Genomic DNA, 16,773 nt, shown 5'->3' with positions numbered 1-16,773 from the left:
ATTCTATAATTGGAGTGCAAAGGTAAGAAGATTTATGGAATTCTGCAATACCCAAAAATAATGATTTAGGATGCCTCTGTTTTTTTCTAATCTTTAGTTTCATCACTTTTTCACTAAAAAAGTTTGGTGATTTCGTGATTTACTAGTAACTTTGCACCCCGAAATTAAAAATCATCATTCATCAAGAACAAAAAGAAACTAGAAAACAAGGAAAAATGGAATATATGTCTCAAGAAGGCTACGATGAGCTCGTGGCCGAACTTCAACACATGGTTAACGTAGAGTTGCCAGCCGTTCGTGATGCGATTGCTGAGGCTCGTGATAAGGGTGACCTCAGCGAGAATTTCGAGTATCATGCTGCCAAACGTGAGCAGGGCAAACTGTTGAGCCGTATCAGCTTCAAACAGAAGGTTTTGGAGAATGCCCGTGTCATTGACAAGTCTCGGTTGAAGAGTGATACCGTTGGCTTGCTGAGCAAGATTAAGATTACCAATCTCGCCAACAAGTGCAGCATGAGTTATGTTATCGTAAATCCTCACGAGGCTGATTTGCATAGTGGAAAAATCTCTATCAAGTCGCCTATCGCCAAGGCCCTTCTGGGTAAGAAGGCAGGTGATGAGGTAATGGTAAAGGTGCCAGCCGGCTTGCTGAAATTCCGCCTGGATAGCGTTGAGTTATAACTGGATAGTGTAGAGCTATCATGTATTATTTAAAAGGAAAGAGGGTGTGTCATAAGTATCTTGCCTAGGGTATAGATAAGGCACGGATTACACGGATTTATGCCGCTAATGTAAATAATACGATTATAGCCTCATGAAAAATCCGTGTAATCCGTGTAATCCGTGCCTAAAAACAGCAGAGGGCAGGCTTTATGACACACCCTCTTCTCTTTTTATTCTAATATTTCTCCAGAATCTTATTCAGTAAGAAGGTGGCATTCTGGTTTCTTGCTACGCCCTTCTGTATCTTATAAGTATAGGTAACATCCGTGCCCAAATCTATCTCGAAACAATAGTTGTGGAATTTCCCTGATGCATCATTCTCCATCTTGGAGAGTTCCAAATCGTGGGTAGCGATGATACCGCTCACCGGCTGCTTGGCGATGGCTTCGAGGAACTTTCTCGAACCATTCAGCTTATCCAATGAATTCGTTCCCTTCAGAATCTCATCCAGAATAATCAGCGTTCGGAGTGGCTCCTTATTGTCTTCTCCACTTTCCTTGCAGCACTTTCCCTCTGCACTTTCCCTGCAGAACTTCAGCAGCTCCTCCAGTCTTATCAGCTCAGCATTAAAGTAAGAGATGCCATGCGTCAAATCATCGGTGGTTCTCATGCTCGAGAACAATCTGAAACGGGAAATCTTCAGCTGATCCGCAAACACCGGCATACCCGCCATTGCCAGGATATAGTTCACGCCCAGCGAACGCAGGAAGGTACTCTTTCCCGCCATGTTGGCTCCGGTGATGATATAATAGTTGTCGTCCTTGATGGTGAAATCGTTCTTCACCGCCTTGGCACCCAGGAAAGGATGATAGAGATTCTTACCCTCGAACACGATTTCCGGACTTCCGATTCCTGCATTTTCAGAAACATCGCTTTCAGTATCTGCTTCCGGACTTCCCGAAACAAATTCCGCCTCTTCAGCCTCCGGATGATTATATCTGAAATCCGCCATCGAAACCATTGCATCCATCTCGCTGATGATATGCATCCATTCCTCCATCTTCACCATATAGGTATTCTTCCATTTCAGGAAACTGCGAACCAGGAAGAAATCGCTCAGCATGAAGGCATCGGTGAAGAAATTAGCGAGTTTGTTGCCTCTTCTGTCATACCCCTTCAATATCTTTTCCAGTTGGGCAAAGGAAGGCAGGGCATCTGCTAGGGAATCCTGCATCTCCTTGCCTGATTCGCTATGGAAATTGCGCCTGTTGATAAGCTGAAGTATCTGAGCATAGGCGATGAGCTGATGGCGAAGCTTGCCGCCATTGCTGTCTATCTTGTCAAGTGTCTGCTTGCAGACGAAGAATACCACCATGTATTGAACCAACACCCACCACAGGGTGAAATCCACCGAAACCATATCGCATATCGATAAAATCACGGAACCGATGACTCCGATAATCATCATCCATCCGATAACGAGCGAAATCGGAGATCCAAACCATGCCGGCACCTCCATCTTCGAAACCTTCTGCATCGCATCCACCACCGCAGCAGAATCAATCTTCTTCATCTTGCCATTCACCATTTTGCCATCCGAAGTTTGGCTTCTGTTCTTTTCGCCAAGTGCCAGGAATTCCATTCGCCAGTTTTCGCCTTCTCCAGCCAGTTCCTTCTGCAAATCCCTTCTTCTTTTGATATCTTCCATATTCAAAGGCGTTTCCCGGGTAAGATTCCTGGCGAGTGCCTCCGAACCGCCCGATGTGATGGTTCGGCAGATGCGGTTGAACAGCGAACTCTTGCCGAAGACATCGAGGTCGAAGGAATAAGGATGCTGCGGATTCTGATAGCAATCGCCCGTTTCGAAAGGCGAGAAATCGCCCTCCAAAGCCTTGATTTCATCCTGATAAACCTTGAGCAAAGCCGAAAGATGTTCTATCTTCTCCTTATTTTTGTCGTCAAGTCGTCTGATTCCCAGATATGCAATCAGGCACAGCGCCGCCCCCAACAGATAGTTCTGCGTATCTCCATCCAATGCGAAATAGCAGATCAGGAAGGCGATGATGCCGCCAAAAGCCAGCAGTTCGCCCGTTATAAATCCCGTATTCTTACGCTTCAAGGCTGCCACCTCAGAAGCATATCGGCTTACATATTGTTGATAATTCTCCTTGATACTCATACTTTTTCTTTTTTTGATGTGCAAAATTAGGGATAAAAACTAGATTTCCAAAATAAATTCTCTCATTTTAAGTCTTTTATACTTATATTCGTGATAGGAATCTTGCTTTTATGACCCCTTGGCAGTAAAAAGAGCTATGAAAATTTGGCTGTTCTATAAAAAATAAGTAATTTAGCACCGAAATAAAAAATAGCTATTTAAATGACAAGCCAATGGGTACTTTCCATTCTATAGATGAATTGCTAAAAACTCTTGACCGGGAAAAGGTTTTGCTGAAGGAGATGTTTGCCAAGCGACATTCCCTTCAGTTTCGTTATGACTATGCTTTGGAAATGACCGAATATAAGGAGGAGCGTATCCGATATTTGATAGAAAATGGAGTGATTCGTGATACGGGCGACTGCCTTGAGATGGAGGATGTGTATCAGAAATTCTTCGAGGATGTGCTGGAAGTAAACGAGGAAATCAACGTTTCTTCAGTGCGTGATTACATCTCTGTGTTGAATGAGAATATCGACTATTATCTCAAGGAAAATAACGAATCCCGAAAATATAAGTATCTCAAGGAGGTGCGCCGGTGCCTGAAGACCATAGCCCTTGCCACCGTTCGAAATGTGTTGGATTTGAAGCGTAATATGGATAATACTTATAAGAATGAGCCTAATTACGAAATCAAGAAAACGAAACTCCAGCGACTGAGCGAGAAGTTGAAGAACATATCTCAGCTCATCACCGAGAGCGAACGGGTGATAGATACCGATCAGCCCGTCTTCTTCTCCATAGCGATGGATGTGCGGATGAAAAACGTGGTGAATGATGTGCGCCTGCAGCTCAACGAGTCTTATCATAATCTGCTGGAGATAGAACGCCAGATTATCCAGTACCTCAATAGGATAGATTATCAGAATCGCATCTTCGAAAAGGTGAAGAAACTGAAATATCTGAAAGATCAGTTTAGGTGGGAGGAAGCCACGGATGTAAGACAGGTCGTTGCTGGTCGAAATGCTGTCTGGATGGAACCGCAACCTAAGTATTACATCAAGTTGTCGATAGATAATCTTCGTACATCCGATGAGGCTTTGCAATGTATCAATATTCTTTCTGAAAAGCTAAAAAAGAGAAAGGGACGACGGCTGGATCATCTTGCAGAACCTATCCCAGATGATTATCTTAAAGGTAACAAACAGAAGTTGGAGGCTGTGAATCTGCAGGAAATCTATAATGCCTTTTCGGCATCGAGTACCCATCTCTTCGCCTTCGTGCTGAATTATCAATATGATAAAAAACAAAGCCGGGAAGATAAGCTCGTGTATTTTTGCCAGATAGCTTCGCAATATGTGGATAAGTTGAAATTTACAGGCAATTATGCAGAGGCTGACGGAGTGGAATATCCTGTGATACTTCCGAGATAAAAATACGATTCTTTCTACGATAAAAGAAGACAGAACAATGAATAAATTGAACTATACAGAAGAAATCTTTAATATTCTGAGCAGAGGCGGATTTATTTCCAACAATAGTGTTCAGACGAAAATTAAGCGATATTATGATGCCATAGATGAGCAACAGACTGAATATGATGAATATTTCAATGGTATCGGTTTTCATCTGGAAGCGGGTGATGGTTATTTCTTTTTCACTCGCAAGGAAACGAAAGTGGATTTGCAGCGCAAGTTGGAAGCGGTGAGCAAGTGGATAGATTATCTCACCTTTCTGAAGACTTATAATTCTGCCTTCGGATCAGGTTTGGTATTCTCTGCGGCAGATATCGTGGTGAGAATCAATTGCGATATGGAACTGAAGGAATTGGCAGGAAAACTCTTCAGCGAGAAAAAATCATATGATGAGATAGTGGAAAAACTGATTAGCGAATTGGAGAGAATGGGATTCGTTGAGCAGCAGGATGAAGTGGAGAAAACCTGGAAGGTATTGGCTTCATTCCATTATATCGAGGAGTTGATAGATTGCATATCTATTACCGATGATACTGAAGAAAAAGAAGAGGAGGAACAGCCATGAGATATCTGAATAAAATCATTTTTCTGAATAGTGCCCATATCCCATACGCTGAGGTGAAACTCGATGGAAATGTCCATTTCATCGGTACTCAGGGTGTGGGCAAGAGTACCTTGCTCCGTGCGCTGCTGTTTTTCTATAATGCTGATAGGTTGCACTTGGGTATCCCGAAGGAGAAGAAATCGTTTGATGCCTTTTATTTTCCTAATCCCAATTCATACATTGTCTATGAGGTGATGCGTGAGAATGGGGCTTATTGTGTTCTTGCCTTGAAGAATCAGGGACGAGTGATGTTCCGTTTCATCGATGCCCCGTTTGATAGCAAATGGTTTATCGATGAGCATAAACAGGTGTATGGCGAGTGGAACCAGATACGTGAGCAGGTGGGTAATAAGAAACATGATATATCTTCGCTCGTAAGCAGTTATGAGATGTATCGTGACATCATCTTCGGCAACAATCGTCGCCTGGAACTTCAGCCTTTTCGCAAGTATGCCATTGTCGAGAGTGCCAAGTATCAGAATATCCCTCGCACTATCCAGAATGTCTTCCTCAATACCAAATTGGATGCCGATTTCATCAAGAATACCATTATCCGCTCGATGAGTGATGAGGATAACTGCATTGATCTCAACTTTTATCGTGAACAGATCAAGGAGTTTGAACAGGAATATAAGGACGTAAGCCTTTGGACAAAGAAGGAGAAGAATGGCGAGGTGCAGGTTCGCAGGATGGCTGATAAGGTAATAGATGCTTATCGCACCTTACTGAATAATCGGCGAAGGATTAGTGAGGGACGTAAGGAACTCAATTATGCAGAGCGTGTGGCACAGGAACTCCTGCCACAATATCGTCTTGATATTCAAGAAAGTGAAGCGGAGTGTAATCGGGTTAATCGCCTGATAAGTGAGGAACAGGAAAAATATGGAAAGGAGCGTGATAAACTCTCTCGTGAATTGGGAGTGCTTGATGATAAACTGAAGACAACCGCCGCCAAACGCAAGTATTATGAGGAAATTCATATAGAAGATATCTTGCAGCGAGTAGAGCAGGAAACCATCATCGAAGAAGAGCGCAAGCGGCAGGTTGCAATGAAGGCGGAACTGGAGAAATCTTATCAGAATGTGGTGGATAAGTATAGGGCTCTGCTCGAACAGCTTGATATGGATTTGCGTGCCTTCAGAAACAACAAGGCCACTTTGCTCAATGAGCATCAGGCTGCCTTGGTGACCCAGAAGGAAACGCTGTTGCAAGAATTGAGAAAGGCAGAAATGGAAACCCGTGAGGTGTTCAGGGAAAAAACTTCGTCTGTGGATGAGATGATTGCGCAACTGGTGCATGATGAAACTGCTTTGAAGATACAGAAGGCGAAGGTGGCTCACGAGAATCCTTTTGCCCAGGAGATGGAGACGAACGAAAAGGAGTTTGCTGAATTTACAGCCAGACAAATTCAGGTAGAAACCGAGAAAAGGGAAGTGGAACTGCGCATTGAAACCTTGCGTCAGGAAGCCGAGAAGGAATTGGAAATAGCTGAACTGAAATATCAGGCATCGCTCGATGCTCCCAAAAAGCAGAAAACTGATGTGGAGGATGAAATCCGGAAAATTCAGAATCTTCTGGACAAGAGCAAAGGTTCGTTTTCTGAATGGCTCGATCAAAACAGGAAGGGATGGCAGGAGAATATCGGAAAAGTGGTGGATGAAGAAACGATACTATATAATGATGTATTGAATCCGCAATTGGTTGCTGATTCATCTGCATTGTCATCATCTTCATCAGCGGCTTCTCTCTATGGCGTAAATATCAATCTGACTGCCGTAGAGCGAAAATTCAGAACTCCCAAGGAATTGAAGGAGCAACTCGCTGAAAAGGAACAGCTTCGTGCTGACATTATCAAGCAGCTGAATGATTTGCTGAACCAGCATGAGGAGAATCATAAAACCTTGAAGGGAAAATATCTGCTTCAGATAAGAAAGCTGAATGAATCGCTTCATGCTAAAAAGGCAGAAATGCAACTGCTGCCTCAGACGGAAAAAAAACTCAAAATGCAAGCGCTGGAGTTGGAAAAACGTTTGGAAAAATGGCGCAGCCAACAGCTGGCTGAATTGGAAGATAAGCAGAATGCACTGGTTGCCGATAAGGTGAAGAAGGAAGAGAATAAACACCAACTGGAGACGGATTTGCAGCGCAAGCTAAAAGCTCTCCAAGCGGAATACAACAGACAGGTTAAGCAGGAAACACAGACTTTTGAAGTCTTTGCCAACGATATTCAGGCGCAGATAGAAGAGAAGCAGAACCAGGTGGATGCTCGCAAGCAGGAACTCCTGAAAGCCCAGCGCGATGAACTGCATGGTAAGGGTATGGATACCCAGACTTTGGATGCTTACAACAAGCGCATAGCAGAACTGGATGCTGAGTTGACATATATCAGAAAGAATCGTGATGTGGTGGCGGTTTACAGGAATGAAAAGATAGAACTTTTTGACCAAGAACCTGCCGTAAGAAAGAATCGAAAAAACAAGGCTGAGGCTAAGACTATGCTCGAGGATAAATTCAGGCAGCGCAGTGGACGCCTTCAATTGCAATTATCTGAGGCACAGAGTCAACTGACTAAGCAGCAGACTGCTTTGAAAAAGCTGGATGCAGGATTGAATGCAGTGAGGAGTTTTAGACGTGACGAAACCTTGTGCCCATTGGAAAGTAATGAAATAGAGGAGAAAATCACTACCAAGGATTGTCTGACTATCGTGGAAGAATTGAAGCGCCAAATCTATGAGGATGGTCGTTCGCTCGACAACTTCAAGAAGCAATCTCAGCAATTCTTAGGTATGTTCTCTGCTCACAACACCTTCCATTTCAATGTAAGTCCGGTAACGGAAGAGGAGTTCATCGCTTTCGCATCCAATCTCTGCGAGTTTGTGGAGAATGATAAAATCTCGGAGTATCAGAAGCGCATCAGTGGAAGATATACCGATATCATCTTCCGAATCTCCAAGGAAGTGGGCGATCTGACCCGTCGGGAAGGCGATATCGGCAAGACCATCAACGATATCAACCACGATTTCGAGGAGCGGAATTTCGCAGGTGTTATCAGGGAAATCGCCTTGCGCCCGTTGAAGACCAACGACCAGTTGATGCTTCTCCTCTTGCGTATCAGAGACTTTGCAGAAGAAAATCAATTCAATATGGGAGAGATGGATCTCTTTGCCACTGAGTCACGACAGGATGTGAATGCCAAGGCGGTGAAATATCTGCTTGCCTTTATGAAGGGACTTCTGGATGAGCCTAACCGCAAGCAGTTGCAGGTGGCTGACACCTTCAAGTTGGAGTTCCGCATCAAAGAAAATGACAATGATACGGGATGGGTAGAGAAGATAGCGAATGTGGGTTCTGATGGCACCGACATTTTGGTGAAGGCGATGGTTAATATCATGCTCATCAATGTGTTTAAGGAGAAAGCATCGAAGAAATCGGGCGATTTCAAGATTCATTGCATGATGGACGAGATAGGCAAGTTGCATCCTAACAACGTGAAGGGAATCCTCGACTTTGCCAATCGCCGCAACATCCTGCTGGTGAACAGTTCGCCAACTACCTATAATGTGGAGGATTATAAATATACCTATCTGCTCAGTAAAGACAATAGGGCTTATACTAAGGTGACTCAATTGATTAAGAGATTATAAAACCTCTTGCGTGTAGAAATATCGGATGATATGAAACATTTGATGATATGAAATACTTGATGATATGGAAAAGTTAGGATTGGGCGATGCCCGACAGATATTAGCGATGTTGAAGGGTGAGGAGATTGCTTCGTCGAAGCTGTCTCCTCGTATGACGGCTTTGCTGATGCAGGAAGGATTGTTGATGTTAAAGAGCAATGGGAGTAGATGTAAATATCGTATTGTCGAGGCCATGCGAGAGAGTTGCCGTACCCTGTTATCGCAGGAGTTTGGCTTGAAATGTTCTTTAGAAGAATGGATTTCTGCTTCTTCCTCTATGCAGACGAGGGCAGATATGGTTAGGATGGTAGGTGATTCAAAGGCTAAGAAGGTGAATACATTTCGTGGCTTTCTGGTAGATTGCTATGTTCAGATAGATGCTATGCTTGATGGAAAGCCATTCATACTTCATCCGATGGAGGGCAGTTCCGTTTTCATCAATCAGCCGGATCGTTTCGAGATACCGGAAGACGTGATAGTTGTGGGTATGGAGAATGCTGAGAATTTCATGCAGATTCGGTTGCAGCATTGGCTTTTCGATGCCCTGTTTCCTGGTAGGCAACTCCTGTTTGTCTGCCGTTATCCACAGAAAAACCTGGAGCATCTCAGGTCATGGCTTCTCCGTATTCCCAATCATTACATTCATTTCGGCGATTTTGATTTGGCAGGAGTTCATATCTATCTTTCAGAGTTTTATGCCTATCTGGGTAATCGGTCTTCCTTCCTGGTGCCATCTGATATCGAGGAAAGATTGGCCGAAGGCAATGCCGCGCTTTACAATCAGCAATATGCCAGATTCAGGAATATGGCAGTAACGGATGTCCGCCTTCAGCCGCTGGTCAATATGATTCATCATTATCGCAGGGGATATGAGCAGGAGGGGTATATAAGATGATAGGGATATGATTCCTGATGGAGATTATTTCTGATAATAATTATAGGAAATATTCTCCTCTTTCCACTTATCCTTTGCTGCTACCTGATTCTTCGGATATCCGATGATGAGGGTGTTGAGCGGAATCATCGTCTTGGGCAGATGCAGTAGTTGCTGCATTCCCTTGTATCGTTCTTTTAGGGGGTAGAGGGCTGTCCATACTCCGCCAAGTCCCAGGCCGTGAGCCATCAGCAGGATGTTCTCCGTGGCTGCCGAACAGTCTTGAATCCAGAACTCCTGCTCTGTGCCTTCCAGCGTCTTGTCAAGGCATCCGCAAACCACGATGGCGAGTGGTGGCATGTCTGTATAACTTCTCACCGATGTACGGCTCATAATATTTTCAAAAATCTGATTCTTTTCCATCATTGCTTTTCTATGTGAGTCTTATTTTTTAGGCGAATCATAGCATTCCATAAGCCAGTCGAGCACATATTCTTGCTTGATTCCATCATGAAACAGGACGGGGTCGTTGTCCAGGGTGAGCAGATGTTTTGGAAAATTGTCGGAGATGGACTTTAGGGGTGCCAATTCTCTCTGCATCGTGGTCTCATCCCTTACGCTGAGCGATACCTGATAGTATTCCTTGTGCTCACCAATGATTACCACGAAGTCTATCTCTGCATCACCGGCTTTGCCTACATAGATTTCTCCGCCTCGTCGTGCTAGTTCCAGATACACGATGTTCTCCAGTACGTGCCCCAAGTCGCCACCTTTGGTGCCATTGATGACTTGGCGCAGACCTACGTCGGCAAGATAAAGTTTCTGTCCAGTCTTCAATAGCTGCTTACCCTTGGCATCATATCTCTGCACTGGGTAGAAGATATAGCTGTCGGTGAGGGCAGAGACGTAGTTTTCTATCGTATGAGATGTAGTCTTTCTGCCCAGCGAGGTCATGGTATCGCTGATGCGCTTGATTACGGATATGTTGCCTATATTGTCAGCAAGGAATCTTACCACACTTTGCAACATCATCACATCGGTTATCTTTTTGCGGCTCACCACATCTTTCAGTACGATGGTGTTGTAGAGACCTGACAGGTATTCACGCACCATCTCTCGGTCTTGGCTGATTTGGGGAATGTATGGGAAGGAACCCAGTTCGATGTATTGGCGATAGGCAAGCTCTCGGGAAGTATGGGCAGGCTGCGTCTGCATGAATTCTCGGAAGGAGAAAGGGAAGAGTTTGATTTCGATGTATCTTCCGGTGAGCAGGGTGGCTATTTCGCCAGAGAGCAGGTAGGCATTGCTGCCAGTAACGTAAATGTCTACGTTGTCTAGCAGGAACAGGCTGTCTATCACTTTCTGGAAATTTTCCACCATCTGTATCTCGTCAAAGAAAAGATAGTTCATCTTGTCTGGGCACAGGTTCTGCTTTACGTGCGCGTACAAAAATTTATAGTCGAGGAACGGTTCGTTGTCGAGATCCTCGAAGTTGAGGTTCTGTACTTGTTCTTCGGATACTCCGTCCGAGAGAAGTTTCTCCCTAAACATCCTCAGCAGCGATGACTTGCCACAGCGTCGTATGCCTGTTACTACCTTGATGGCCTTCTTGTCTCTCCATTTCTCCAGGAGATTCATGTATTCTTTACGCTCTATCATATTCTCTTTATGTTCTATTTATTCACTTTGCTATTCCTTTTGCATTCTATCTTGATTGCTAAAAATGAAATGCGCTGCAAATATACGAAACTTTTTCGGGAAATTTGCAGTGTATTGCAAATTTCTTGTGTTTCTTGGTGAAATTTGCAGTGCATTGCAAATTTCTTTCTGTAGAACTGATAACCTTTCTATAATCTGTATATCCGAGAATTTGTATTTATTTAGTTTTATTGCCCGAAACATCCTATCGTTTTTATCGCCCGAAACATCCTATAGTATGCGTATATATAAGCCGATGTCGTTGTTATCATACTGATGATGTTCACGCTGATGAAGGCTGTCTGCCGGGTGTTGTCTGCCAGATAAAACACTGCCGCAGGGAGGAGATTCGAGCATAGCAGCCATGCGATGAAAACCAGGACAAGGGCTATGCCCAGTTTGCGCATGTTGTCCCTGTGTTTGCTGCACAGATGACAGCCGGCTACCAGGGAGGCGATGAAGGAAATCAGGCCCATCGTGCTTTCTGTCCAGGTGAGTATGGAAGCCATTTGGGTAATCTGTCCGTTGTTCTGAAGGATAAGCCCGCTTGTCCGCAAACAGAAAATGCCAGCGAAAACAATGCGAAAATGCAATATGCATGCATGGCATATTGTGCAATGCGATTTATATCCTGTTTCAGGACATCAGCGTCTGAAGATAGACATATATCTTTTTGAAACATGTAGGCAAAATATGAAATATCTTCTTCAAGTCTTTTTTATACAACTTTAAGTTAAAAAAGTTGCTCGTTTGGGAAACTTTGGCTATTTTTGCTCCAAAAAGAACAGATATGAAAAAGAAATTCGATAATACGGATAATATCCTGGGAGGCATAGTGAAAAAAGTTCGTCAGGAAAAAGGGCTATCGCAAGAGGCTCTTGGAAAATATGTGGGATTGGGCAAAAGCAGCATCAGTAAAATTGAGAGTGGCAAGACCAATATCTCTATAGATGATGCTTCTGTCCTCCTGGAAGCTATGGGCGAGAAACTGAGTGTGTATATAGACAGTCAGTATCCGTCAGCAGAGACCATGATGAAGGTAACAATCTTTGTCACAGTTGCAGCTTGCTGGTTTGCAGAAGATAAGAAAATTACCAAGCAGAAAGCTTTCAACTTCCTCCAAAAAAATCAAGGCATCAGATTTTTGGAGGAGAATTGGGAAATAGAGCAGACTCAGCCAAGGGAACAGATCATTGAGGATTTGACTCGTATCTGCAATAACCATATTGCAAAAGCTAAGAAAAAGGAAAGGAGGGTAATGGCGTCATGAGATTGCTGCATGGAAGTTATACAGAGATTCTTACTCCTAATCTCACCAAAATGCAAAGGGAAAAACGATTTTGGCAAAGGATTCTATCTCACTCCAAATTGGAAAAGAGCTTGGCAAATGGGCAAACGCAGCACTTTTCTTCATGGAGGAAAAATTACAGTCAATGCGTTTCTGTTTTATCCTAATATAGGTGAGAAAAAAGGACTTCAAATTAAAATCTTTGAAGGATTTACAACAGAATGGGCAAAGTTCATTCTCCAGAACAGGGAAGAAAGCGGATTCAAGCATGACTACGATATTGTTATTGGCCCGTAGCAGATGCCTTCATTGATCAAGAAATAAAAAACTATATACGCCAATGTGGGGAAGCTTATCTTGATGAAAGTAACTTGAGTATTCTGGTTTCCAGAATATCCCAATTTGGACTTAGCTATATACAATATTGCTTTTGTACACAAAAGGCTATTAATGAACTCATTAAAGATTGAGAATATGGGAAATAAGTATAATTATGAAAATGTATTAGGTGAAATTGCTTGTTATATAGCAAAAGAATGTAACCTTACTCCAAGCGAAGCTGTAGGTGTGGTAATGAATGATGATTGCACAGACGCTGTCATTGAAGAAATTCAAAAATCAGACAAGATAGACATAGAAGCTTTGGCCTCTCGTTATTTGACAGAGGAACTTTGTTAGCAGACTGCCGTTTGTACATTTTAGGTATGTTGAACCCTATTGAATGGGGTATACCGCATTCTCTTCCATAACCCAACAAAAAAGCATGGCGCAAATCACTGCGCCATGTCCCAATAAAAGAAAACCTTATAGTCAAAATATGAAACATCTTCTTCAAGTCCTTTTTTGTTTTGGGAAAAATGAGATAAATATCTTCCCGAGAGTTATTGTTGAAAATGATAACCCAATATTTCTTCTTTTTTAATAGAGTTTCCAAAAAAACTTCGTATCTTTGCAGTGGCTTTATGCAAGATAAGCAGTTGTAATATCATCAAGCGTAGAATTATGGCAAGAAAAAGATATCCTATAGGAATACAAACCTTCGATAAGATTCGCACGGAAGACCGGCTCTATATCGACAAGACAGAATATGTTTACCGCATGACACATTCTGACAGCAACTATATATTTCTGGGACGCCCCCGCCGTTTCGGAAAGTCTTTGCTTGTATCTACGTTACAGAGTTATTTCGAAGGAAAGAAAGAACTCTTTAAGGGACTTGCCATTGAAAAGCTGGAGCAGGAATGGACAGAATATCCTGTACTCCATTTCAGTATGGCTATGGGCAAACACATGGAGAAGGAGCAACTGGAAAGATACCTGCTCTATATCATCGGCTTGAATGAAAAGAAGTTTGGTATAGAAAATGATGCTGTTGATCCGAATGTGAGATTGGCAAACCTGATTATGAATGTGTACAGACGAACGGGAAAGAAGGTGGTCGTGCTCATCGATGAATACGATGCTCCTCTTCTTGATGTGGCACACGAGGATGACAATCTCAAGGATCTTCGCAATATCATGCGTAATTTCTATAGTCCATTGAAGGATTGCGACCCATATCTCCGCTTTGTCTTCCTCACCGGTATCACCAGGTTTTCGCAACTCAGCATCTTCAGCGAACTGAATAATATCACCAATATTTCGATGAACAGGGAATATGCGGGAATATGTGGAATCACCAAGGAGGAGCTGCTCACCCAGATGTCGGACGACATTGATGAATTGGCAAAATCGCTAGGCTCCACAAGAGAAACTGCCATCGAAGAACTGAAAATGAACTATGATGGTTATCGTTTCTCTGCCCAATCGTCAGATATATTCAATCCGTTCAGTCTGCTCAACTGCTTTGCCAATCAGGATTTCGGTTCATACTGGTTCGCTTCCGGCACTCCAACCTACCTGATTAACATGATGCGGAAGTTTCATGTCTTGCCGGCAACTCTTGGAAAAATGTATGCCAAATCATCAGCCTTTGATGCCCCGACAGAGAACATGACGGCCATAACCCCTTTGCTATACCAAAGTGGCTATCTTACCATCAAAGATTATGACAAGACCAGCAAGCTCTATACTCTTGATTTGCCGAACAAGGAAATCAAAGTTGGATTGTTCGAGAGTCTTCTTCCTAACTATCTGGAAGGAATGTTTGCCCAGAATGGAGATGTCACCATCGCTCAGATGTCTGTGCTTATCCGTCAGAATGATATGGACGGAGCATTACAGCTGCTCCAGACCTTTCTGGGAACTGTGCCATATTGCAATGTCACCAACCATGAAGGTCATTACCAGCAGATGCTGTTTATCATCTTCTCGCTTTTGACTGGCTATGTGGTAGATGTAGAAGTGCACACTCCTAATGGAAGGGTAGATATCGTGCTGTTGACCGACATCCGTCTCTATATCATAGAGCTGAAGCTGAACAGGGAAGCCCAGACGGCTTTGCAGCAAATCAACCTCAAGAACTATGCCCAGCGCTTTGCGCTTTGTGGCAAACCAATTGTGAAAGTGGGCATCAACTTTGATTCTACCCAGGGAAATATTGAGGATTGGATAATTGAAGAGAAATGATATGGTTAGTTAGCCTCTTGTAAAAAGAGAACGCACATCAGCTGAAACACGCATGCATAACAGCTGGGCGACATGTGCACAACAGTTGATGTGCAACCGCACAACAGCTGATGTGCGGTCTTAGGAGCTATATCTTCTAAAAACAGATTGTAACTCTTCTGACAACTTCAATTAGCTCTTTTGAAGACTATACTAAGATGTTTCGAACTGTGCACTTCTACATCTACCACATAAGTTGTCAAGAGCGAGAAGAGGATAAACAGCATCTGTTGGAAACGTTATGCTGCAGTTCCATCCTTATTCTTGCCTGTTACTACCCTTGTGTCGTGAAACACGACGTATGGGTAGTGACTGGTATAAGGAAGGATGGAATAGCAGCAAAGCACTGGTATAAGTTGATCTTTGTCAACGAGAGCGGATTATGTGCTTTTTGAACCGTTGCAAAATATGCAACGGTTACGTTTCGTGGTTGTTGCCAGAAAAAGTGCGATAACAAGATTACCTCTTGTCCAGAACCAATAATCTCCGGCTGAAGGAAAAGGTAAAGTCTGTTTTTTATACATGTGATGAATTGTTTTGTTATGTATTATTATTTTGTTCCAATAAAATCACTTAGTGGTCTTATCTTAGAACGATATGTGTTGATTCCTTGTCTAAGCTTGGGCAAAGTAGAAAAAGGAATTTCTTTATGGTTGTCAAAATGAAGAACCATATAATAAGAAGCATGTTCGGGATGAAATCCTTGTGCCTCCAAAGTTTCTTTTGTCCAAATTTGAAAACAGCCTTGCTGCCTTAGTTTGAATAAATGACAATTTTCTCCACCTGTATGTAACAATATATACCCCATCCGCTCAAATCCTGGGGTAACCAATATTGAGCCTTTGGAGTCTCCTGCTCGCATATAGGTAATTCCTTTTTCTATCATTGTTGGTAAGAGGCTGGCTCTGACATGATTTACAAGAACTTGTACTTCATTTGGATTCTCAGACATATGCTTGAAGATTTGCTCGGCTTTTGCTTTCTCCTCGATTTCTGCTTTTCGCTTTAGTCCTAATCTTATGTATTTCTCTTCTTGTTCAATGCCAATAAAGTTTCTGCCCAGTAAGTTTGCAGCTATGCCTGTCGTACAGCTCCCGGCGAATGGGTCTAAGATGGTTTCTCCAGTTCGTGTTGAAGCCAAAATGATACGGTACAGGAGTCGTAAAGGCTTTTGGGTTGGATGTTTGCCATAAACCTTTTCCCATGTTCCTGGTGCGGGCAGTTTCCACACATCTGGCATATGGACACCATTATTCATGGCTTCCATCAGTTGGTAATTGAAATAGTGAGGAACTTTCTCGCATTTTCTTGCCCAAATAATGTATTCGGCTGAGAAATTAAAGCGCTGTTCTGTGAGCGTTTTGGGAGGGTCAGCCTTTTGCCATACTATCATATTTAGAATCTTGAATCCTAAGTCTTTCATGCAGTTTGCTACTTCGTAAATATTGTGGTAAGTACCACAAACCCAGATTGTTCCAGAATCTTTCAGTACTTTTCTGCAAAGTGAAAGCCATTTGTAATTGAATTGATATATCTCTTCCTTGGAGCGAATGTGGTCCCACTCTCCCTTGTCGAAGCTGACATATCTATTGCCAATTTTTACAGTCCCATTTCCTGTAGATAAAAAATAGGGAGGGTCAGCGAATACCATGTCTATTGTTTGGTCTATAAGAGATAGCTCTTGCATACAATCTCCTTTTCTTAATATAAATTCTTCCATTTTC

The 16,773-nt window shown here is 42.9% G+C and carries 14 protein-coding genes; 9 read left to right on the top strand and 5 right to left on the bottom strand.

The genetic code is table 11. The features are described from left to right. Positions 1 to 215 precede the first annotated feature (215 nt). Complete coding sequence (greA, locus tag ACTQ16_RS00150; RefSeq protein WP_089544955.1) at positions 216 to 680, top strand: transcription elongation factor GreA; 465 nt, start codon at positions 216 to 218, stop codon at positions 678 to 680. A 217-nt stretch (positions 681 to 897) separates the two neighbouring features. On the opposite strand, the gene ACTQ16_RS00145 is transcribed toward greA, so the two are convergent. Beyond that, on the bottom strand, positions 898 to 2,841 hold the full coding sequence (locus ACTQ16_RS00145; protein ID WP_441935465.1) for a MutS-related protein: 1,944 nt from the start codon (positions 2,839 to 2,841) through the stop codon (positions 898 to 900). Positions 2,842 to 3,053: 212 nt separating this feature from the next. On the opposite strand from ACTQ16_RS00145, the gene ACTQ16_RS00140 reads away from it, so the two are divergent. The 4 genes from ACTQ16_RS00140 to ACTQ16_RS00125 all read left to right on the top strand — a co-directional run bounded on the left by ACTQ16_RS00140 (position 3,054) and on the right by ACTQ16_RS00125 (position 9,477). Beyond that, positions 3,054 to 4,253, top strand: coding sequence for a hypothetical protein (locus ACTQ16_RS00140; RefSeq protein ID WP_441935463.1), 1,200 nt, complete (start codon positions 3,054 to 3,056; stop codon positions 4,251 to 4,253). 46 nt (positions 4,254 to 4,299) lie between these two features. Further along, positions 4,300 to 4,860: a condensin complex protein MksE gene (locus ACTQ16_RS00135; RefSeq protein WP_441935854.1), complete on the top strand. Its 561-nt coding sequence runs from the start codon at positions 4,300 to 4,302 to the stop codon at positions 4,858 to 4,860. After that, entirely contained in the window at positions 4,857 to 8,543 is a 3,687-nt protein-coding gene (locus ACTQ16_RS00130; protein WP_441935461.1) for an ATP-binding protein, read from the top strand. Before ACTQ16_RS00135 ends, ACTQ16_RS00130 begins: the two co-directional genes overlap by 4 nt. Before the next feature lie 64 nt (positions 8,544 to 8,607). Then, a complete protein-coding gene (locus tag ACTQ16_RS00125; protein ID WP_441935459.1) occupies positions 8,608 to 9,477 on the top strand; it encodes a DUF7281 domain-containing protein in 870 nt (289 codons plus the stop codon). A 24-nt stretch (positions 9,478 to 9,501) separates the two neighbouring features. On the opposite strand, the gene ACTQ16_RS00120 is transcribed toward ACTQ16_RS00125, so the two are convergent. The 3 genes from ACTQ16_RS00120 to ACTQ16_RS00110 all read right to left on the bottom strand — a co-directional run bounded on the left by ACTQ16_RS00120 (position 9,502) and on the right by ACTQ16_RS00110 (position 11,663). Continuing rightward, on the bottom strand, positions 9,502 to 9,882 hold the full coding sequence (locus ACTQ16_RS00120; RefSeq protein WP_441935457.1) for a nitroreductase family protein: 381 nt from the start codon (positions 9,880 to 9,882) through the stop codon (positions 9,502 to 9,504). 18 nt (positions 9,883 to 9,900) lie between these two features. Next, positions 9,901 to 11,115 carry an ATP-binding protein gene (locus ACTQ16_RS00115; RefSeq protein WP_441935455.1) on the bottom strand — a complete coding sequence of 405 codons (1,215 nt, stop codon included), beginning with the start codon at positions 11,113 to 11,115 and terminating at the stop codon, positions 9,901 to 9,903. A 227-nt stretch (positions 11,116 to 11,342) separates the two neighbouring features. Then, positions 11,343 to 11,663, bottom strand: a complete 321-nt coding sequence (locus ACTQ16_RS00110) for a hypothetical protein (RefSeq protein WP_441935453.1) — start codon at positions 11,661 to 11,663, stop codon at positions 11,343 to 11,345. A 281-nt stretch (positions 11,664 to 11,944) separates the two neighbouring features. Between ACTQ16_RS00110 and ACTQ16_RS00105 the strand changes: the two genes are divergently transcribed. The 4 genes from ACTQ16_RS00105 (at position 11,945) to ACTQ16_RS00090 (ending at position 15,010) form a co-directional block, all read left to right on the top strand. Continuing rightward, positions 11,945 to 12,424, top strand: coding sequence for a helix-turn-helix domain-containing protein (locus tag ACTQ16_RS00105; protein WP_441935451.1), 480 nt, complete (start codon positions 11,945 to 11,947; stop codon positions 12,422 to 12,424). Positions 12,425 to 12,433: 9 nt separating this feature from the next. Then, entirely contained in the window at positions 12,434 to 12,739 is a 306-nt protein-coding gene (locus tag ACTQ16_RS00100) for a DUF3990 domain-containing protein (RefSeq protein ID WP_441935449.1), read from the top strand. Positions 12,740 to 12,916: 177 nt separating this feature from the next. After that, on the top strand, positions 12,917 to 13,120 hold the full coding sequence (locus tag ACTQ16_RS00095; RefSeq protein ID WP_118117227.1) for a hypothetical protein: 204 nt from the start codon (positions 12,917 to 12,919) through the stop codon (positions 13,118 to 13,120). Positions 13,121 to 13,444: 324 nt separating this feature from the next. After that, entirely contained in the window at positions 13,445 to 15,010 is a 1,566-nt protein-coding gene (locus ACTQ16_RS00090) for an ATP-binding protein (RefSeq protein ID WP_441935447.1), read from the top strand. Between the two features lie 589 nt (positions 15,011 to 15,599). Here the strand turns inward: ACTQ16_RS00090 and ACTQ16_RS00085 are convergent. After that, on the bottom strand, positions 15,600 to 16,769 hold the full coding sequence (locus ACTQ16_RS00085; protein WP_441935445.1) for a DNA-methyltransferase: 1,170 nt from the start codon (positions 16,767 to 16,769) through the stop codon (positions 15,600 to 15,602). Positions 16,770 to 16,773 lie beyond the last annotated feature (4 nt).

Origin of the sequence: Prevotella sp. LCP21S3_D2, assembly GCF_052118345.1 — a bacterium.
Lineage (GTDB): Bacteria > Bacteroidota > Bacteroidia > Bacteroidales > Bacteroidaceae > Prevotella.
Note: the sequence above shows the minus strand (reverse complement) of the source record. Positions and strands in the feature narration are given on the sequence as shown.